The organism is Agrobacterium fabrum str. C58 (genome assembly GCF_000092025.1).
In the GTDB taxonomy this organism is placed as follows: Bacteria; Pseudomonadota; Alphaproteobacteria; order Rhizobiales; family Rhizobiaceae; genus Agrobacterium; species Agrobacterium fabrum.
In genome coordinates this window covers 1,849,997-1,869,358 of sequence record NC_003063.2, presented here as the reverse complement: position 1 = coordinate 1,869,358, position 19,362 = coordinate 1,849,997, and the positions used below count along the sequence as shown (strand labels likewise).

Sequence of the window (19,362 nt, the reverse complement as noted above, 5' to 3'; positions counted from 1 at the left end):
TCTTACTCCGCCGCTTCAACACGTGGGATGGGGGCAAAATCTTGCGGGAAATGTCTGAGCGCGCTCATAACGGGATAGGGCGTGAAACCGCCCAGCGCGCAAAGCGACCCAAATTTCATCGTTTCGCAGAGATCTTCGAGCAGCGCCGTGTTTTTCTCCCGCTCGATGCCAAGCGCGATCTTGTCGACAGTCTCGACGCCGCGCGTCGAGCCGATACGACAGGGCGTGCACTTGCCGCAGCTTTCGACCGCGCAGAATTCAAGGGCGAACCGAGCCTGATGCAGCATATCGGCGGTGTCGTCGAAAACCACGATCCCGGCGTGTCCGATAAGACCGCCAGCCGCCGTGAACGCTTCGTAGTCGAAGATCGTATCGAACAACGACACCGGAAAATAGGCGCCAAGCGGGCCGCCCACCTGCACCGCCTTAACGGGGCGGCCGGTGATCGTGCCGCCGCCGATATCGTTCACCAGTTGCCCGAGCGTCAGACCGAAGGCGGTTTCGTAAAGCCCGCCATATCTGATGTTTCCGGCGAGCTGGATGGGGATGGTGCCATGCGACCGGCCGACGCCGAAATCGCGATAGAAAGCGGCACCGCGATCCATGATGACCGGGATGGACGCCAGCGAAATCACGTTGTTGACGACGGTCGGCTTGCCGAACAGGCCCTGCAATGCCGGCAGCGGCGGTTTGGCGCGCACCGTGCCGCGTTTGCCTTCGAGGCTGTTCAGGAGCGACGTCTCCTCGCCGCAGACATAGGCGCCGGCGCCCATGCGTACTTCCATATCGAAAGCGCGGCCTGAACCGAGGACGGAGGACCCAAGAATGCCCTCACGCCTCGCGATCTCGATCGCCTTTTCCATGACCTTGATGGCGTATGGATATTCCGACCGGGTGTAGATGAAGCCCTTGGTGGCACCAACGGCAAGGCCGGCAATCGCCATGCCCTCGATCAGCACGAAGGGGTCGCCTTCCATGATCATGCGGTCGGCGAAGGTGCCGCTATCGCCTTCATCGGCATTGCAGACGATATATTTCTGATCTGCCCTCGCATCTGCGACGGTCTTCCATTTGATGCCGGTCGGGAAACCCGCGCCGCCGCGTCCACGCAGGCCGCTTTCAGTCACCTGCGCAACGATGGCGAGCGGCTCCATGGTGACGGCTTTTTCGAGGCCTTTCATGCCCTGATAGTTGCGGTAATCCTCTAGCGACAGCGGGTCGGTAACGCCGCACCGGGCAAATGTCAGGCGCGTCTGGTTTTTCAGGAAGGGGATGTCCTTCGTCGGCCCAAGACAGAGACGGTGATCGCCACCGTCAAGAAAATCCGCATCGAAAAGTGACGTGACATCGGCGGCCTTTACCGGCCCGTAGGCGATACGGCCATGCTCGGTGCGCACTTCCACCAGCACCTCGAGCCAGAGCATGCCGCGCGAACCGTTACGGACGATCTGGACGTCGAGGTTGCGGCTGGCCGCCTCTCGAGCGATCGCTTCGGCAACACGGTTTGCGCCAACGGCAAGTGCGGCGGAATCGCCGGGAATAAAAACGGTGACACTCATCGACGCGCCTCCGTCAGAATGTTGCCAAGACAGTCATCGTCCAGTCTCGCATGGACCTCACCATCCAGCATCAGGGCCGGCGCCTGCGCGCAGAGCCCGAGACAGAAAACCGGTTCCAGCGTGACGGAACCGTCGGCAGCAGTCTCGTGCCATTCGAGACCGAGGCGGTTCTTGATGGTTTCCGCAAGAGGCTCGCCACCCATCGACTGGCAAGCCTCGGCGCGACAGAGCTTTAAGACATGTCGGCCTTGGGGATGATCGCGAAAATCGGGATAGAAGGTGACGACGCCATGAACTTCCGCGCGCGATATATTCAGCGCGGAGGCGATGATCTGCTTGGCGCTTTCCGGGATGTAACCAAATTCTTCCTGCACCGCGTGCAGGATGGGCAGCAAAGGCCCCTCCAGGTGGAGACATTCGTTGATAACAGCGGAAACACGGGCCGCCTCATCTGCGGCAACCGCTCTGATATTCATAAGCCAGTCCTCCCAAACCGACAGGGGCAAGGAATGATGAGCGGGATATGGTGAAATCCCGTCGCAGCCCTGCATTGGCTGAAAGAATGGCGAGATCGGCAGGATCAGGTCAATAATCAGTTTCCGTCGTTTGATAGGAAATTCCTATCAAATGCTTTTTCCGCCGCTCGCTGGCGGGCCTCGTGAAGCAGCGCCGAGACGAGTGGCGTGTGTGGTTCGCGGTGCGTGGCAATCAGACCGACCAGATGTTCGGCATCCGGCTCAGTGATCGGAATGATTTTTATCTGTTTTGGAAAACCGAATGATTCCGCTAGGTTACGCGGCATTATTGAAGCCCATTGTCCGGTTCGGATATGGGAAAACAGCACGATCATGGAGTTGGATTCCAGTGTCGGCTTTGCCTCCACACCGGCCTCTGCCATGTGTTTGTTGATGATGCGTCGGTTCTGCATATCCGGCGTCAATAGGCATAACCTAAGACCCGACACCTGCTTCCAGGTAACGCTTTCCTGATCGGCGAGCGGCGTTCCACCTGCCGTGATGAGGTGATATCGCTCGGAATAAAGCGGCACGGTGGTGACTCGGCCCAGCGGTTCGTTGTCGAGATAGCTGATTCCCGCATCGATCTCGAGATTTTCGATCTGCCCCAGCACCTGAAGCGAGGTGCGTGACGTGACGGAAAAGGTCACATCGGGATGGCGCGCCTGGAAGGATTCGGTCAATCGCGGCACCATCGCAAGCGCGGTCGGAATGACGGCAAGGCGAATATGTCCGGCAAGGCCCTTGCGGGCAGCGCGCATTTCTTCCCGCATGGTGCGGGTATCGCCGACGATACGACGCGCCCATTCCAGCACACGCTGGCCCTCCGGCGTCAGCCCCTGATACCGCGCCGCACGCACCACAAGACCGACACCCAGCTGGTCCTCCAATTGCCGGATTGCGGCTGAGAGGCTGGGCTGGGAGACACCACACTCCTCCGCCGCCCGGCCGAAATGTTCCGCCCGTGCCAATGCAATAAAAAATTCCAGTTTGTCGATCATACGCTCTCCCCCGCGGCGCGATCACTTGACGGGTGCGCGCGGGAGAACACTAGAACGTGGCGGCAGCGCCCGCAAATGGGCCGCAGGCATTTTCCTGCAAACTAGGCGCAGGCGACGAGGGCTGGCCCCTTTACGCGTGGATAGTCATAGGCATTGACCTTCGAGGTCGTATAACCGGCGCCGACCAGCGCTTCGGCAAGCTTGATCGCAGCCGTAACGCCATCGATGACGGGTACGCCGGTGGCGTCCCGCAGGCGGTCGCAGAGCGACGACATGCCGGCGCAGCCGAGAATGATCGCCTCTGCCGCATCCTCACGCTTGGCGGCCTCGATTTCGCGGCGAAGCAGGGCTTCCGCGACTTCCGGATCCTCCTCAAGCCCGAGAACCGGCAGGTCGATCGCGCGCACCTTTCGGCAATAGCGCTGGGCACCATAATCTTCCACCAGATCTTCGATAATCGGTATGGACCGTGGCAGCGTCGTGATGATCGAAAAACGCCGGCTGATCGTCATCGCGACCTGCACAGCCGCCTGGCAGATGCCGATGACCGGCCCCCGCGCCACTTCGCGCGCGGCGTGAAGTCCCGGATCGTCGAAACAGGCGATCACATAGGCATCCACGCCATGCCCCTCGCCCTTGCGGATTTCCGCCAGAAGCCCCGGAACGGCCATGGCCTCATCCGCCTGCCCTTCGATGCTGACGGGGGTATCGACAGGATTTGCCGCAGAGACGTGGGTATCCTTCTGCTTGACCCGCAAGGCGCTATCGAGGGCCTGCGCGGTCATGGAGGCGGTGGAATTGGGATTGATCAAACGAATATGCATCGCACGCATCCTGAATAGCCTTCACTTGCCGTCAGGCGCGGTGAAATCGGTGATTGGTGGCGCCTTCAGAACGAACTGGCGATCCGAGGTGATGTAATTGTCGGCATGAAGCCGGGCGATCGGCTGGTAGCGATCGGGATCGACATAACGCCCCTCTTCATCGAGGCACTCATTATGGACATGCATGTGCACCACTTCACCCAATACCAGCGTGCGGCGCGGGTAACCGATCAGTCGCTCCACGCGGCACTCGAATGCACAGGGTGATTGCGCGGCATAACTCGCATCGATCTTGCTGCAGGGCTTGGCCGTCAGTTGCGCCATCGACATTTCGTCGACTTCATTGTCAAAGCCGAGGCCGCAGATGAGCATCTGATCCGACAGCGCCATGTCCACCATATTGATGACGAACTCGCCGGTGCGGCGGATATTCACCATCGTATCCTTTTCCTCGCCGCTCAGCTTGGGCTGAATGCCGAGGACGACGATGGGCGGATCATGCGAAAAAACGTTGAAGAAGCTCATCGGTGCTGCATTGTTATGGCCCGCTTCAGAGCGGGTCGTCACAAGCGCGATCGGTCGCGGACCGATAAAATTCGTCAGAAGGCGGTAGCGGCTCTGGGGCTCAAGCGCGCTGAAATCGAATTCCATGATCGGCATCCTAATTTAGTCTACAATTATCTTTCATATTGTTGACAATGTTGCAACCAAAATCCCGTTGATACGGTTGACTTTTTCATTCACATCACGCTTCTCTAGGGCGATTGGGGAGTATGTCGAATGACCGAACAGGCCGGCCCGTCCACACAGCAGATTGTCGAGAAAGTATGGCTTTCGATTGCCGAACGCCGGTTGCGTCCGGGCGTGCAGCTGAAAGAAGAGCAACTGGCGACAATCTTTGGCGTCAGCCGCGCACGAATCCGCCAGGCTCTGTCCGTTCTTGAGCGTGACGGACTGGTGACCATCGTTCCCAATCGCGGCGCTTTCGTCTCCAAACCTTCGGTCGAGGAAGCCCGCGATGTCTTCTTCGTACGCCGTACCGTCGAGCAATGCGTCGTCGAAAGACTGTGCAGGTCCGCCACCAAAACCGATCTCAAAAAGCTGCGCGACCATGTGGCCAAGGAGCGTGTGGCCAATACCAGGAACGTCACGACCGACATCATCAAGCTTTCCGGCGGGTTCCACCTGCTGCTTGCGGAAACGCTCGGTTCTGATTTCCTTTTTACCACCATGCGCGACCTCATTTCCCGCTCGTCGCTCATTACCGCCGTTTACCGTAACACGGATCGCTTCAACTGCGGCCCGGACGAACATGCCGAAATCGTCGATGCGATTGCCAACAATGATCCGTCGCGGGCCATCCATCTGATGACCCATCACCTCGAGCATGTGGAAGCGGAACTCGATCTCAGCGAAATCCGCGACCTTTCCCACGACCTGCGCGCCGCCCTCGGCTGATCCCCTTCTCAGGCGCGCTGTCGCTGGCCTGCCCATTCCGTGTCATCTTCAACCAGATGGCAGGCGACCCGCGTGCCGTTGGCGAGGCTTTTCACTTTCGGCACCTCTGCCGAACATTGCGCTGTTGCGAGCGGACAACGGGGGTGAAACGCGCAGCCCGAAGGCGGCTTCAAAGGGCTCGGCACTTCACCCGCAACAATCTCCCGGTCCCGCTGCGGGGTCTTGATATTGGGGATCGTCTGGAGAAGCAGCCGGGTATAGGGATGGCGCGGATTGGCGAAAAGCTCTTCTGTATCGCCCTCCTCCACAATTCGCCCGAGATACATGACCGCAATGCGGTCCGACATGTGGCGGACAACACTCATGTCGTGGCTGATGAAGAGATAGGTGAGGCCGAGTTCATCCTGCAGGCGGCGCATGAGGTTCAGCACCTGTGCCTGTACCGAAACGTCAAGCGCCGATGTCGGCTCGTCACAGACGAGGAACTCCGGTTCGCTCGCCAATGCACGGGCAATCGAGATGCGCTGACGTTGGCCGCCGGAAAATTCATGCGGAAACTTCTCGCCATCGGAGGCGGACAGGCCCACCGTCTGGAGAAGTTCCTCCACGCGCTCCATCGCCTCGGCCTTTGTCGCGCGCAGCTTCAGCTCGCGGATCGGTTCGGCGATGATGTTCTTCACCCGCCAACGCGGATTGAGCGAAGCATAGGGATCCTGGAAGATCATCTGCGCCGACAGGGGTTTGCCGTTGCCGCCCGACGCGAATTGGAACGCGCCGGCGCTTGGCCGGAAAAGCCCGGTCACCAGGCGGGCAACGGTCGATTTGCCGCAGCCGCTTTCACCGACGATGCTGAGACAGCCGCCAGCAGGAACGGCGAAATCGATATCGTTGACGGCCTGCACGAACTGCCGGGGTTTGCGCTCAATGATGCGGTTGAGCAGCGGGGCCGACACGTCGAAGGTTTTCGTCAGGCCTTTAACGGTCAAGGCCGGCTGATGGGACGCTGCCTTATGGGATGCTGATTGTGTCATGCTGTGCCTCCTGCATTCAGCCAGCACGCACTGGCACCGTTGCCGACGGTTTCAAGTTCAGGCCGTTGCCGCAGACAGCGCGGCCCCGCAAAACTACAGCGGGGATTAAACGCGCATCCGGGCGGGATCGCATCGAGACGCGGCATCGCCCCGTCAATCTGGTTGAGCCGCTCTACCCTAGCGCCAAGCGACGGAATGGAGGCCATCAGGCCCTGCGTATAGGGGTGGCGCGGTTCGTGCAGCACCTGCTCGACCGGCCCGACCTCGATCAGCCGGCCGGCATAAAGCACCGCCACGCGGTCGGCAGCTTCGGCAATGACACCCATATCGTGAGTGACGAGCATGACCGCCGTCTGCTTCTCTTTGCACAGCCGCCGCAGCAGCGAAATGATCTGCGCCTGGATCGAGACGTCGAGCGCGGTCGTCGGCTCATCGGCGATGATGAGCTTCGGCGAGGCCGAGAGGGCGAGCGCAATCACGACACGCTGGCGCATGCCGCCGGAAAACTGGTGCGGATAATGATCGATACGATCCGCAGGCGACGGAATGCCGACATCCCTCAGCAACTGAATGGCGCGTGCACGCGCATCCGCTTTCGACAACGGCAGGTGCTGACGGATTGTCTCCACAAGCTGGGCGCCAACCGTGAAGAGCGGATTGAGCGAGGTCAACGGGTCCTGAAAAATCGCGCCTATCTCACGACCGCGAATACTCTCCATCGCCCGGTCATCCAGCTGATCGATACGGCGCGACCCGAGCCAGATTTCACCATCGGCAATACGGCCGGGCTTTTCGAGCAGGCCCTGTATCGCAAGGCCAGTCATGGATTTCCCGGCGCCGGATTCGCCGACGACACCCAGAATTTCGCCGGGCCTGATCGAAAGGCTGATATCGGAAAGCGCGGTAACAGTGCCGCGCCGACCGGGAAACTCGACCTTGAGATTGCGGACATCGATGACCGATTGGTTCATTTCAACCATGTTGTGCAACCTCCACCTGATAGCTCGGAGGGAAAATTTCGGAGACGGGCGGATTTGCCCAGCTCCGTTCGGGATATTTGGCAATCAGACGATCAAACTGCGCCTGCGCCTGTTCGCGGGCACGCCGCATGTCGATATGGGCGACCTGTCTTTCGCGCATGGAAAGACGACCATCGACAAAAACGGCTCTCGTGACCTTGCCCGAGCCACCGGTCACCAGCGTCGTGATCGGATCGACGCTCGGTGCCATGACGGCATCGTCGAGATCAAAGACAGCGATGTCTGCCCTTGCACCGCTTGAAAGATGACCGAGGTCAGAGCGACCAAGTGCGCGCGCGCCGCCGAGCGTCGCCGCATCGAAAAGATCGGCGCAGCGGATCTGGTCCGGAGCGCCGTCATTGATGCGACAGGTGATCAGACCGACAAGCAGGTTCATAAACATGTCCGCTGGCGCCGTATCCGTTCCCATCGCAATGTTGATGCCGCGTTTGCGGCAGGAAGAGAAGGACGAGAGCGTGCTGCCGCCGCGGCTCGATACCAGCGGACAGTGGACGATCGACACGCCGTTCTCCGCGTATAGCGCCAGATCTTCTTCCGTCGCATTGGTGGCGTGCGGCGCGATCAGCCTTTCGCTGAGAAGCCCGGCTTTGGCGAGCCAGACCGGCGCGGTCGAACCGTGAAGCTTGCGAACCGTATCGACCTCCATGACGCCCTGCGCCATATGGAGACGGAACTTGCAGCCCAGTTCGCGGGCGGCCGCGTCTGTACGCTCGATCAGGCCCAGGGTGGACGTTTCCACTCGATCCGGCGCGAGCATGCCGCGCACCAGATCGCCGTGTCTTCCACTCTGCTTTTCGATGAAGGCAATTGCCTCTTTCAGTCCCTGAAAACCACGCTCCTCATCAAAAACCGGAAACATACGGCCCGGCTCTTCCAGCACCATGCCACCGGAGCGGAAGGCGGGGCTGAGATAAACGCGAAGGCCAAGTTCACCGGCTGCATCGGCGGCCGCCTCGAACTCCGCCACGGTCTCCCCCCAGGCGCGATAAAACAGCGATGCGATTGGCGCTGCGGTGGTGATGCCGTTGAGGAGCAACTGACCGAAGGCGAAACGCTTCTGGAAAGCAAGCTCTTCCGCGGAATACATCTCATAGGGACCGGCCTCGACATAGGACCGCGGCCAGACACGGCCCTTGGCCCAGCCGGGGTGATGATCGATGCCGAGGATCGTCGTATCGAGATCGGAGAGTGCATCGAGATCGATCAGGCCGGGGCTGACGAGAGCATTGCCGAAATCGATACGCCGGGCGACCTCGCCGGGAAATCCGTGTCCGACGAATAGGATCTCGCCATTTTCGAAGACAACCTCACCGTTTTTGAGCAGCCGGTGCGATCCGTCCTTGTGCCCGACAACCCAGCTGGCTGTCAGCAAGGTCCGTCCTTCAGGCCTCTCGCCGAGTTGCAAAGAGTTGAGAGTGTCACTCATCACGGCGCCTCCACTATGGCTTTGCCGTTTCTGGCGGTGACACGGCCGCCTTTGACCACCAGCGGCCGCGGCGTGATATCGACAACGGCATGCGCCAGCGTTTCGCCGGTCAACAGGGTGAAGTCCGCAGCACAGCCGATCTCCATGCCGTAATCTTCAATACCCATGACATCGGCGCCGCCCCTGGAAACGACGTGCAGCACATGCGCAAGTTCGACATCCGAGCGCAGGCCGTTTTTCATGCCGATGATCTTGGCCCGATCCAGCATGTCCGGTTGTCCCCACGGACCCCATGTATCGCGGATACCATCGCAGCCGCCGCCAACGCGCACGCCCGCTTCCTTGAGGCGCATGATCGACGGCACGCTTGCCGATGGCGCACCCGTGGTCAGGATGGCAACGTCGAGCCGCGCGATCTCGTCGATCAGCCTGCCGACGCGCAGATAGTCATTCATGCCGAGTGCAAAGGCATGGCTGATGGCGACATTGCCCTGCATGCCGTTTGCCCGGATGCGCTCGAAGATAAGCTCCATGGTGAAGGCGCCGAGGTCGGCGGCCTCATGCAGGTGGATATCTATCGGGACGCCGTGTTTTGTTGCGAGTTGGAAAAGAATGTCCAGCTGGCCCTTCGGATCGCGGTCGATGCCGCAGGGGTCGATGCCGCCAAGCACCTCGCAGCCCTGCTTCAGGGCTTCATCGAGAAGCTCCACCGTGCCGGGCATGACCATGACACCGGATTGCGGGAAAGCGACGACCTCGATGTCGATGATACCATCAAGCTTTTCACGCGTCTCCCAGATGCCTTCGACCAGTTTCAACCCATGGGTCGGGTCGATATCGACGTGGCTGCGAATATGCGTGCCGCCATTGGCCGCGAGCCCGATGGCATGGCGCATGGACTGGCGATGCGGATCGATGCCGATCTGAACGCGGTTTTCCCGCTCGAAATCGATCCGCTCGCGCAGGATGGCGGCACGGTTGTTGACGTGCCAGGGCATGCCCCACGTCGTCTTGTCCAGATGCGTGTGGGCATCAATGAGACCGGGAACGGCGATTGCACCCTTGCCATCCTCGACCGGGAGGCCGGGTTCGGCGTCGAACTTTCCGAAGCCGGTAATCTTGCCGTTCCTGATCATGATGTCACAGGCTTCGCCCGCCATGGGCCGTACGTTGCGCAGAAGAAGATCGTGCATGGAACTCACCTCAGTTTCGGATTGAGCGCATCGCGCAGCCAGTCACCCAGAAGGTTGACGGTGACGACGAGCAGGCAGAGCTGGAAGACCGGAAACAGCACGATCCACCAGGAGCCGGAGAACAGGAACTGGTTGCCGATGCGGATCAATGTGCCGAGAGACGGCTGGCTGGGCGGCATGCCTATGCCGAGAAAGGAAAGTGTTGCTTCCGTGAGGATCGCCATGCCGAAATTGAGCGTTGCGGCGACCATGATCGGCGTCAGCGTATTGGGCAGGATATGCGCCGCCATGATGCGGCGGGCGGGCACGCCGATCAGCTTTGCCGCCTGAACATAGTCTTTACCGGTTTCGACGATCGCCTGGGCGCGCACCGTGCGCGCATATTGCACCCAGGCGGAAAGCGCGATGGCGAGAATGAGCACTGCGGATGCACCGACCTCCCGCAGGCTATCCGGCAGCATCTGCCGCACGACGGTGGAAACGAGGATGGCGACGAGAATGGTTGGAATGGACAGCGTGATATCACCGATGCGCATCAGCAGGCCATCGGCAAAACCACCGAAATAACCCGCTACCAGACCTGCCGTCATGCCGATGACCAGCGAAAGCACCACGGAGGCGACACCGATGACGATGGAGATGCGTGTGCCGTAGAGAATGGCGGACAGCATGTCCCGTCCCTGCGTATCCGTTCCCAAAAGAAACGGCCATTCGCCGCCCTCCTGCCAGATCGGCGGCAGCTCGGCCTTCCACATGTCGAGCGATGCACCGTCATAGGGGTTCTGGGGTGCGATCCACGGCGCGAAGATGGCCGCCAGGATCAGGATTGCGAGGACGAGCGCACTGATCTTGGCCGATTTGCTGCGGCTGAACGACCAATAGAGATCGCTGTCGCGCATGTGGCTGAAAAGCGACCGGCGGGCGGGTTTTTCCGTTTGCGAAAGGTCTGTCATGAAACCGGCTCCCTTCGGTTAGCGCGCAGTGCGCAGACGCGGATCGATGACCGCATAAGCAATATCGACGAACGTGTTGAGGACAACGAAGATGAAGGAGATGATGCAGAGATAGGCCGCCATGACGGGAATATCGAGGAAGGTGACCGCCTGAATGAACAGCATGCCCATACCCGGCCATTGAAACACCGTTTCCGTGATGAGCGCGAAGGCAATGAGCGAGCCGACATTCATCGTCGTCAGGGTCACCACCGGCATCAGACAGTTGCGCAGAGCATGACGGAAATAGATCCGCCAGCGCGGTATGCCGCGGGCCCGCGCAAATTTCACGAAATCGGACCGCAGAACCTCAAGCATTTCCGCCCGCACCAGACGCATGACAAGCGTGATCTGGTACAGCGAAAGGGCAATGGCCGGAAGGATGAGGGCCGCACGTCCGGATGACGTCAAAAGCCCCGTCGACCACCAGCCGAGTTGGACGACATCGCCGCGACCAAAGGCCGGCGCCCAGCCGAGGGAAACGGAAAACACCAGAATGAGAAGGATGCCGACAACGAAGCTTGGCAGCGAAACCCCGACAATCGACAGGAATTGCAGACCTTCCGTATACCATTTCCCGCGCCGGATCGCCGTCAGAACGCCCAGAGGCAGGCCGACGACCAGCGATATGACGGTGGCCACCAGCACCAGCTCAAGCGTTGCCGGAAACCTTTCCGCGATCAACGGCAACACCTGCTGGCCGTTGCGATAGGAAACACCGAAATTACCCTGTGCCGCATCTTTGACAAATCGCAGATATTGCGTCGGCAGGCTGTCATTGAGGCCCAGCCGCTCACGCAGCGCGGCACGATCCTCCTGCGAGGTCTGCTCCCCGACCATCAGCTCGACGGGATCACCCGCCAGCCGAAAGATGAGAAAGGCGATAAGCGCGACGGAAAGCATGACCAGCACGGCATTTCCCAGACGCTTGATGATGAAAACCAGCATTGTTACCTCTCGGACGCGAGCCTGAGCCACGCGGGCATGCAGGTTCGATCATTCTCTTCCAGAGACGGGCCATGGGTTACGCGCCATGCAAGAACCACGAAACCGTTGCAACTTTGTCGACAATTTCTGACGCAGATCATCGCGCTGCCAGACGGATGCCTGCTGAAAACAACCAAGGCGCTCGGTCGAATGACCGGCGCCTCACTTGCAATCCGTCTTATTTATCGAGCTGGGTCAGCCAATGGCGCGGCTTATTGTCGGCGCGGAAGTCGACGCTCTTGACCTTGGCGAGCATCGCCCAGGCAATCGGCTGCTGGTGCAGCGGCACGAGCATGGTCTCGTCCTTGGCGATCTTCAGCGCTGCCTCTTCGAGCGCCAGGCGCTTTGTATTGTCCTGCTCCTGCGCCGCCTGCGCGACAAGCTTGTCAATTTCCGGGTTGGACCAGCCGCCATAGTTGGAGACGCCCATCGCACCCTTGCGGGTCGAGAGGATCTGCGACAGCATCGAGAAAGCGTCCAGCGTCGGCTCGTTCGCCCAGCTGAGGTTAAACACGTCAGCCTTGCCGCCATTGCGCTTGGGAGACTGTACCGAACGCGGCGCGATGTCGATTGTCGGCTGGAAACCGCCGCGCTTCAACATGTTGGCAACGCCCGAGCAGATATCCTCTTCGTTGACGCTCTCATCATTCATGCAGGTATAGGTGAAGGCGAGGTTCTTCATGCCGGCATCGGCCAGCAGCTTCTGCGCCTTGGCCGGATCGGCGGGCTCAAAGGTATCGAGCGACTTGGCATAACCTGCGATTTCTGGCGCGATCAACGAGCCGGACGGCCTTGCGAGACCACGCATCACCTTCTTGTTGATCAGGTCACGATCGATGGACGCTTCAAAGGCTTGACGGACACGCAGATCGTTGAAGGGGTTCGGCTTGCCGTCTTCCAGCTTTTCGCGGCGGTTGAAGCCGATGAAAAGCGTGCGGAGCTCGGTGCGCTTCTTGACCGAGATATTGGGCGAAGATTCAAGGCGCGGCAAATCCTGGATCGGGGCGGAATCGATGAGGTCGATTTCACCTGACAGGAGGGCTGCGACGCGTGTTGCCGCAGATGCAATCGGCACGAATTCGATGCGGTCGAGATTGTGCTTTTTCTGATCCCACCAGCCTTCGTTTGCAACGAGAACAGTTTTGCTATCGGGAACGCGGCTTTCGAGCTTGAACGGGCCGGTGCCGTTGGTGTGCATGGTGGTGTAGCCATCAACCTTCGACGCGAAGTCGGTAGGCTTCTCGCTATTGTTATCTTTCAACCACTTGGCGTTAAAGATGAAGATATTGGTGATGTCGTTGAGGAAAAGCGACGTCGGAGCACTGACCTCCAGATCGACCGTGTAATCATCCACCTTTTTGACGCCAGCAAAAACAGGAATGTTGCCGCGCAGTGGCGACGTCGCATCCGAAGCTCGGGTAAAAGACGCTACGACATCATCGGCAGTGAAATCTGAACCATCATGGAATTTCACACCTTTCCGCAGGGTGAAGCGCCACGCTTTTCCGTCGATAAGCTTCCACTCGGTGGCAAGTGCAGGCTCAATCTGAAAATCCGGCCCGTAACGAACGAGGCCCTCATAAATATGGTTCAGAAAAGCGAGGTTGGATGTGGACGGCACCGAATATGGGTCTAGCGAGTAAAGATCGGCGCGGCCGCCCCAGCGGAGCGTCTCCGCATGGGCGGGAACGGCAATGGCGGCGGCAGCCATGGCCGCCAGGACAAAACTTCTGATACGGGACATTTGATCCCCCCTTTTTATAAATCGTTGGAAGACCGGCAGGCGGTCCGGTCGGGCAAAGGGAGTATTGTTTCGCCCAAGCTTATTGTCAATAATATTGTTGACAATTATCGTACTCAAAATCGTAAGTTTTTGGATACGAGTTCAAAAGAGGGAGGACGGAATATGACAGGGTTTCTGCTGCTGCACGGAACGATCGTCACGGTCGACAGGGAACGGCGCATTATTGAAGACGGTGCGCTGGCCATAAACGACGACAGGATTGTCGACATCGGCACCGTGGATGAACTGGAACCCCGCCATGGGGGCAAGGAGGTCATTGACTGCCGGGGAAAGCTGATCATCCCCGGCCTGATCGATGCCCATGGCCATGCCGGCCACGCGCTTCTTCGCAGCATCGCTGCGGACACCAATGCGATGTGGATGAAAATCATCACCCCGACCTATTATCACTACGTAACCCGCGACTACTGGTATGCCGACGGGCTGATTTCCGGCATTGAACGATTGCGCGCCGGGGTGACGACGGGGGCCAGCATCATCACGTCAATGCCGCGCGCGGATGACCCCGTCTTCGCTATCAACCATGCCCGCGCCTATAGCGAACTCGGCCTTCGCGAAATCATCTGCGTCGGGCCCTCGGGTCTGCCCTGGCCACATCCCGTCACGCGATGGGAGAGCGGTCAGCCCGAACGTCGCGACGTGAGCTTTGACGAGATGATGGACGGCAGTGAGGCGGTGATCGAGACATTGCATGGAAGCGCCGATGGCCGCATCAGCGTTTTCCTGACGCCTTTCACCATTGTGCCTTCGGTCGAACCGTCCAATGCATCCTCGCCTGATCAGGCTGTGAAACTGACCGAGGGCGACAGGATGCAGGCCCGACGGGTACGCGAGATGGCGCGCAAGAGAGGTGTCAGGCTTCATTCCGACGCCTTTGCCGGGCAAATCCGCATGGCGTTTCAGGACAAGGAAAATGCCCTGCTCGGCCCTGACATTCACCTTCAGCATTGCTGGGGAATCTCCCATGACGAGATCGACATACTGGCCGAGACCGGCACCCGCGTGACACACGCGCCGCCGGGTCGCTCAACCCCGATCATGGAAATGATGTCGAAAAGCATTCGTGTCGCCATCACCACCGATGGTGCCGCCCCGAGCCGCCATTTCGACATGTTGCAGACGGCGCGCCTGGCACAATTCACGCAACATCTCCTGCACAATCACGACCGCTACCTGCTGCCGCCAGGCAAGATATTTGAAATGATCACCATCGATGCGGCCCACGCCATTGGCATGGAAGACGAGATTGGTTCGCTCGAAATCGGCAAGAAGGCTGACGTCGTCATCATCGATATGCGCAAACCACATCTGATGCCCATGTGGATGCCGGTCCACCGCCTGGTGCATCAAGCCCTTGGCAGCGATGTCGACACCGTCTTTGTGGACGGTAAATTGCTGATGGATAATGGACGGGTGCTGACATCAGATGTTGATGCCGCCATCACTTTTGGCCAACAGGAGGCCATGGCGCTGGCCGAACGGGCCGGCCTGAAAGTACATATGCACGATCCTGGCTGGGGCCGCCTGCTGCGCACATTCGACGAACAGGTGTACCCTCCCCGTCCGCCGAAGGACGCGAGCTACCGAGTAACCGACCACGAGTCCGGTCAAGATCACTAAATCTAAAGACGGCGGCAGGCACCCTTCCCAAGCCCTAGCCAGCATCACGACAAAAACTCCCCGGCCTGGAGTGGTCCGGGGAGCAAACCTGACATCATGTCAGGAACTTTGACTGGAGCTAGTGACTCACCCGTTGGAAAACGGGGTGGATCTGAGTTGCCTAACCCGGCTTATGCTTTTTATGCAGACGATTAGAACGAACGCTCGAGGCGAACGAAACCGGTCCAAACTTCAGGCTTCTTTTCGACGTCGAGGTAGTTCGCAGTCAGCCTCGTGGAGAAGCCGTCAGTGATTTTGTAATCAACCGTCAGACCAGCCTTCCAGGCATCGTTGTTCGAGAAATTATCCCAGGAAGCAAGGCCGTAGCCACTGTAATACTGGACGCCGGGGGTGATCTTCAGCTTGTCGGTTGCCTTGATGGCGTAGGAAGCGGCAACGGCCCATTCGGAAACGTTGTAATAGGCGTTTGCGCCGGAAGCCCAGACACCGGCCAGGCCGAGAGTGCCCGGTCCAACGCCAGCTTCTGCGATCAGGCGGACGGCGCCGTTTTCGCGATCGGTGTCATAACCACCGATAAGAGCGAAGGAAACGCTGTCGAACTTGGCGCCGACACCAGCGGCGACACCAACGTTGTTGGAGGTGTTACCGTTCTTGTCGTAGTTGACCTTGTTGTAGCTGACCGAAACGCCCTCCAGTTCGTCAACCGAAACGCCTGCCCAGAACGAACCTGCGTCATAGGTGTAACGAATGGAGTTGAACTTGGAGTTGGAAGCCAGTTCGTCGGTTTCGCCACCGAGGCCATCGTCCCACCAGCTGGTGAACTTACCAACCTTAAGACCAGCAAGTTCGATGAAGGCCTGATCAACAAAAACAGCCGAGCCCTTGTCACTCGAGCCGGACGTCGTGGACGCTGCAGCGGAACCGCTGTCAGCATTGCCCTGGAAGCCGATGAAGCCGCGCAGAACACCGAGCTCGGTGTCGGTACGGGTATCAACTTCAAACTGCGCACGGGTAAAGGAATCCCAGTCGGACTTGCCTGCCTTGTCACGGCCGAAGTCGGTCTGGAAACGGACATAACCCTGGAACTTGAGGCAGGTTTCGGTGCCGGGCATATAGAAGAAGCCCTTACCGAAGGCGTCGCAGACGCGGACATATTCCATTGGCTCGGGTTCGGCCGCGACGATGGCGTCCGCAGCTTTTGCGCCGGATACGGCCGCGAGAGCGGCAGCGGAGCCGATCAAAAGACTCTTGATGTTCATTTGTAATCTCCAGTCAAAAATTTTTTCAACAAATGCGCAAATTTGAGGGCTGGTCTTTCCCTGCCGCCCGCTTCCCTGCGCTGATTGAGCAAATGACAGAAACTACTGCGGAGTCGCAATTCAAATCGAACAAACTCAAATACAATTAAAGTACACATTCAGCTTAAGTAGTAAAATTACAACAATTTAATACTTTAAAATATAGTAATTTCGTCATTTATTACGCAATAATTCTATTTATTACTAAGAATAAATTTTCTAAAATAATAATATTATTACGCTACAGAATAAGTCGAAACCTCGTGCAATCCCGCTAGAGACCGAGAACGCACTTATGGGCGGGATGAGGCGAAGACTTTCCTTGCGGAACCAGAGCGAGAAAGGAAAATGCGCAGCAATAATGCGGCGGTTTGCGGAAGACATGGCAGCATGTGCGCTGCTCCGTCACATCCGTTAAAGGCGGGGGCTTATGACCTGCCGCCGGAGAGGCCGGTGGGGAATATCGTCCTGTTCGCCAACGTTGCCTCGATCGCATCCGCAGGAAGAGGACGACTGAAATAATAGCCCTGACCGTAAGGGCAGCCGGCCGTGCGGAGGAAATTCGCCTGCTCGGCGGTTTCCACGCCTTCGGCAATGACATCGATTCCAAGCGATCCGGCAAGCTGGATCATGATCGTGACGATGGCGCTGTCCTTGGTTTTTTCCGGCAGGTGAGTCAGGAACGACCGGTCTATCTTCATGCAGGACAGCGGGAATGTCTTGAGCATGCCGAGGCAGGAATAGCCGATGCCGAAATCATCCAGCGCCAGGCTGACGCCCATCTGTTTTATGGCGTGCATGATCCGCACCGATGTCTCGACATCCTGAATGATCAGCGTCTCGGTGATCTCGATTTCCAGCAGGGAGGGCGCAAGTCCGGTTTCCTTCAGCACCGACCTGATCTGCTGCACCAGCCCGCCCTGAAACTGACGTGGTGAGATGTTGACCGCCATCTTGACCGGCGAAAGGCCGGCGGCAACCCATGCCTGCGCCTGGCGGCAGGCCTTTTTGAGGATGTTTGCCCCGAGTTCCACGATCAGGCCGGTTTCTTCTGCAAGCCCTATGAATTCTACGGGGCCGAGCAGACCTTCCGTAGGGTGTTGCCAGCGCACCAGCGCCTCAACACCGCTGATCCGGCCATTTGCAAGATCAACCTGCGGCTGGAAATGCAGGACGAATTCGTCCCTTTCCACGGCTTTGCGCATTTCCTCGATCCGGGTGAATTTCTTCCTTAGATCGTCCGCCATGTTCGGTGTGAAAGTGGCGATGCTGTCGCGTCCATTATGTTTGACCTCATACATGGCAAGATCGGCCGCCGCGACAATTTCCGCCGTGGTTTTCCCATGTTCGGGGAAAAAGGCCATGCCGATGCTGCAGGTGACCTTGATGTCGTAATTGCGGATGCGCAATGGCTGGGAAACTGCGGCGCGAATACGCTGCAGGTGCTTTTCGACGTCGTCCTTATGCTCTTCGAGAATAATGACGAACTCGTCGCCACCTACCCTCAGAACGAGATCGTTTTGCCCGAGGCTCGCGGCAATGCGCTCTGCGGTTTTCGACAGCAGCGCATCGCCGATGCTGTGACCGAGCGTATCATTGATCTGCTTGAAATTGTCGAGATCGAGAAATCCGATACCGACCCTTCTGTTCGCCTTTGCCGCCGCTGCCAATATCTCCGGAAGTCGGGTATCGAGGAAACGACGGTTGGGTAGCCGGGTCAGCATGTCATGATCCGCCAGAAAGGCGATGTGTTCCGCCGCCCTTTTGCGGTCTATCGCCAGACCCGCCATGCGCGCCGCAGCGCCGATAAATTCCACCAATGCTTCATCCGGCTTGCGGCCGGCCAGCCTGCACCAGACGAAACCATGCGCCTTGCCTTCACTGGCGGGAATATCGAAACTGAAGGCCGTATCTTCCCCCGAATGGGCGAGGCTTTCGGGATCGCTGACATTGGAGATGAGTGCGGTCAGTCCCGCCTGCTGCGCAAGCGCGGGGGAAACATAAACCGATGGCTCTCCCACTGCGGCCTCAAACACCCGCACGGCACAGGCAAGGCCGGTGGCCAGATTTTCGATGGCCTTGACAAATTCCTCGAGGAAATCCTCGATACGCGCCGCTGCCACAATCATTTCCAGAATATGCGCCTGCGCCTGAAGCAATCGCTCCGAGGCCTTTTTCTGGGTGATATCGCGCGAAGCACCCACGACGCCGATAATCTCGCCGGATTTATCCTTCAGCGGCACACGCGACATCATCAGCCAGCGATCGACATCGCCACGCATGGCGCGTTCTTCATAACCGAGATCCGGCTCGCCGGTGCGCATCACCCGCGCTTCGGTATCGGGAATGCCGGCGTGGCGCGCCGCTTCACCGTGAATATCGTAATCGGTGAGCCCGATCAGCTCCTCTACACTTTCAAAACCGTTTTCATTAACGATGGCGCGGTTGGCAAAAAGAAAGCGCCCTTCCAGATCCTTGGCATAGATAAAATCCGGCACATGGTCGATCATCGCTTCAAGAAGCGTGTGCCGGCCGGAGGGATTAGCATTTTCGCCCATTGCTGGAGAGGCAGATGGCGTTATGTCGCGCTTTTTTCGCGACATCCGATTCTCTT

16 protein-coding genes are annotated in these 19,362 nt (G+C 58.8%); 2 read left to right on the top strand and 14 right to left on the bottom strand.

The features are described 5' to 3' along the window. Positions 1-2 precede the first annotated feature (2 nt). The 5 genes from ATU_RS22080 to ATU_RS22060 form a co-directional block, all read right to left on the bottom strand. The gene (locus ATU_RS22080) at positions 3-1,559 is read right to left on the bottom strand and encodes a formate dehydrogenase beta subunit (RefSeq protein ID WP_010974089.1); all 1,557 of its coding nucleotides are present in this window, start codon (positions 1,557-1,559) and stop codon (positions 3-5) included. Beyond that, positions 1,556-2,035, bottom strand: coding sequence for a formate dehydrogenase subunit gamma (locus ATU_RS22075; protein ID WP_010974088.1), 480 nt, complete (start codon positions 2,033-2,035; stop codon positions 1,556-1,558). The genes ATU_RS22080 and ATU_RS22075 overlap by 4 nt, the downstream gene beginning before the upstream one ends. Positions 2,036-2,151: 116 nt before the next feature. Beyond that, positions 2,152-3,075 (bottom strand): LysR family transcriptional regulator, encoded by a 924-nt coding sequence (locus ATU_RS22070; protein ID WP_010974087.1) that lies wholly within the window; start codon positions 3,073-3,075, stop codon positions 2,152-2,154. A gap of 101 nt (positions 3,076-3,176) precedes the next feature. Beyond that, positions 3,177-3,899 carry an aspartate/glutamate racemase family protein gene (locus ATU_RS22065; RefSeq protein ID WP_010974086.1) on the bottom strand — a complete coding sequence of 241 codons (723 nt, stop codon included), beginning with the start codon at positions 3,897-3,899 and terminating at the stop codon, positions 3,177-3,179. A 21-nt stretch (positions 3,900-3,920) separates the two neighbouring features. Beyond that, entirely contained in the window at positions 3,921-4,550 is a 630-nt protein-coding gene (locus ATU_RS22060) for a flavin reductase family protein (protein WP_010974085.1), read from the bottom strand. A gap of 129 nt (positions 4,551-4,679) precedes the next feature. Between ATU_RS22060 and ATU_RS22055 the strand changes: the two genes are divergently transcribed. After that, positions 4,680-5,357, top strand: coding sequence for a GntR family transcriptional regulator (locus ATU_RS22055; RefSeq protein ID WP_010974084.1), 678 nt, complete (start codon positions 4,680-4,682; stop codon positions 5,355-5,357). 8 nt (positions 5,358-5,365) lie between these two features. Here the strand turns inward: ATU_RS22055 and ATU_RS22050 are convergent, their stop codons facing one another. From ATU_RS22050 to ATU_RS22020, 7 genes are all read right to left on the bottom strand, one after another. Beyond that, on the bottom strand, positions 5,366-6,388 hold the full coding sequence (locus ATU_RS22050) for an ABC transporter ATP-binding protein (protein ID WP_010974083.1): 1,023 nt from the start codon (positions 6,386-6,388) through the stop codon (positions 5,366-5,368). After that, entirely contained in the window at positions 6,385-7,368 is a 984-nt protein-coding gene (locus tag ATU_RS22045; protein ID WP_006311331.1) for an ABC transporter ATP-binding protein, read from the bottom strand. Before ATU_RS22045 ends, ATU_RS22050 begins: the two co-directional genes overlap by 4 nt. After that, complete coding sequence (locus tag ATU_RS22040) at positions 7,361-8,854, bottom strand: amidohydrolase family protein (RefSeq protein WP_010974081.1); 1,494 nt, start codon at positions 8,852-8,854, stop codon at positions 7,361-7,363. Before ATU_RS22040 ends, ATU_RS22045 begins: the two co-directional genes overlap by 8 nt. Beyond that, positions 8,854-10,047: an amidohydrolase family protein gene (locus ATU_RS22035; RefSeq protein WP_010974080.1), complete on the bottom strand. Its 1,194-nt coding sequence runs from the start codon at positions 10,045-10,047 to the stop codon at positions 8,854-8,856. Before ATU_RS22035 ends, ATU_RS22040 begins: the two co-directional genes overlap by 1 nt. Before the next feature lie 5 nt (positions 10,048-10,052). Continuing rightward, positions 10,053-11,000: an ABC transporter permease gene (locus ATU_RS22030; protein WP_010974079.1), complete on the bottom strand. Its 948-nt coding sequence runs from the start codon at positions 10,998-11,000 to the stop codon at positions 10,053-10,055. An 18-nt stretch (positions 11,001-11,018) separates the two neighbouring features. Further along, positions 11,019-11,987, bottom strand: coding sequence for an ABC transporter permease (locus ATU_RS22025; RefSeq protein WP_006311327.1), 969 nt, complete (start codon positions 11,985-11,987; stop codon positions 11,019-11,021). 217 nt (positions 11,988-12,204) lie between these two features. Further along, complete coding sequence (locus ATU_RS22020) at positions 12,205-13,770, bottom strand: ABC transporter substrate-binding protein (protein WP_006311326.1); 1,566 nt, start codon at positions 13,768-13,770, stop codon at positions 12,205-12,207. Positions 13,771-13,932: 162 nt separating this feature from the next. Here ATU_RS22020 and ATU_RS22015 point away from each other — a divergent pair, with 162 nt between their 5' ends. Then, entirely contained in the window at positions 13,933-15,450 is a 1,518-nt protein-coding gene (locus ATU_RS22015) for an amidohydrolase family protein (RefSeq protein ID WP_010974078.1), read from the top strand. 191 nt (positions 15,451-15,641) lie between these two features. Here ATU_RS22015 and ATU_RS22010 read toward each other — a convergent pair whose 3' ends face one another. Next, positions 15,642-16,709, bottom strand: a complete 1,068-nt coding sequence (locus ATU_RS22010; protein WP_006311316.1) for a porin — start codon at positions 16,707-16,709, stop codon at positions 15,642-15,644. Between the two features lie 467 nt (positions 16,710-17,176). Next, positions 17,177-19,351, bottom strand: coding sequence for a putative bifunctional diguanylate cyclase/phosphodiesterase (locus tag ATU_RS22005; protein ID WP_010974077.1), 2,175 nt, complete (start codon positions 19,349-19,351; stop codon positions 17,177-17,179). Between the last annotated feature and the right edge of the window lie 11 nt (positions 19,352-19,362).

Coding starts and splice junctions, on each gene's coding strand:
- ATU_RS22080 (WP_010974089.1), bottom strand. CDS start 1,559: ATGAGTGTCACCGTTTTTATTCCCGGCGATTCCGCCGCACTTGCCGTT.
- ATU_RS22075 (WP_010974088.1), bottom strand. CDS start 2,035: ATGAATATCAGAGCGGTTGCCGCAGATGAGGCGGCCCGTGTTTCCGCT.
- ATU_RS22070 (WP_010974087.1), bottom strand. CDS start 3,075: ATGATCGACAAACTGGAATTTTTTATTGCATTGGCACGGGCGGAACAT.
- ATU_RS22065 (WP_010974086.1), bottom strand. CDS start 3,899: ATGCATATTCGTTTGATCAATCCCAATTCCACCGCCTCCATGACCGCG.
- ATU_RS22060 (WP_010974085.1), bottom strand. CDS start 4,550: ATGGAATTCGATTTCAGCGCGCTTGAGCCCCAGAGCCGCTACCGCCTT.
- ATU_RS22055 (WP_010974084.1), top strand. CDS start 4,680: ATGACCGAACAGGCCGGCCCGTCCACACAGCAGATTGTCGAGAAAGTA.
- ATU_RS22050 (WP_010974083.1), bottom strand. CDS start 6,388: ATGACACAATCAGCATCCCATAAGGCAGCGTCCCATCAGCCGGCCTTG.
- ATU_RS22045 (WP_006311331.1), bottom strand. CDS start 7,368: ATGGTTGAAATGAACCAATCGGTCATCGATGTCCGCAATCTCAAGGTC.
- ATU_RS22040 (WP_010974081.1), bottom strand. CDS start 8,854: ATGAGTGACACTCTCAACTCTTTGCAACTCGGCGAGAGGCCTGAAGGA.
- ATU_RS22035 (WP_010974080.1), bottom strand. CDS start 10,047: ATGCACGATCTTCTTCTGCGCAACGTACGGCCCATGGCGGGCGAAGCC.
- ATU_RS22030 (WP_010974079.1), bottom strand. CDS start 11,000: ATGACAGACCTTTCGCAAACGGAAAAACCCGCCCGCCGGTCGCTTTTC.
- ATU_RS22025 (WP_006311327.1), bottom strand. CDS start 11,987: ATGCTGGTTTTCATCATCAAGCGTCTGGGAAATGCCGTGCTGGTCATG.
- ATU_RS22020 (WP_006311326.1), bottom strand. CDS start 13,770: ATGTCCCGTATCAGAAGTTTTGTCCTGGCGGCCATGGCTGCCGCCGCC.
- ATU_RS22015 (WP_010974078.1), top strand. CDS start 13,933: ATGACAGGGTTTCTGCTGCTGCACGGAACGATCGTCACGGTCGACAGG.
- ATU_RS22010 (WP_006311316.1), bottom strand. CDS start 16,709: ATGAACATCAAGAGTCTTTTGATCGGCTCCGCTGCCGCTCTCGCGGCC.
- ATU_RS22005 (WP_010974077.1), bottom strand. CDS start 19,351: ATGTCGCGAAAAAAGCGCGACATAACGCCATCTGCCTCTCCAGCAATG.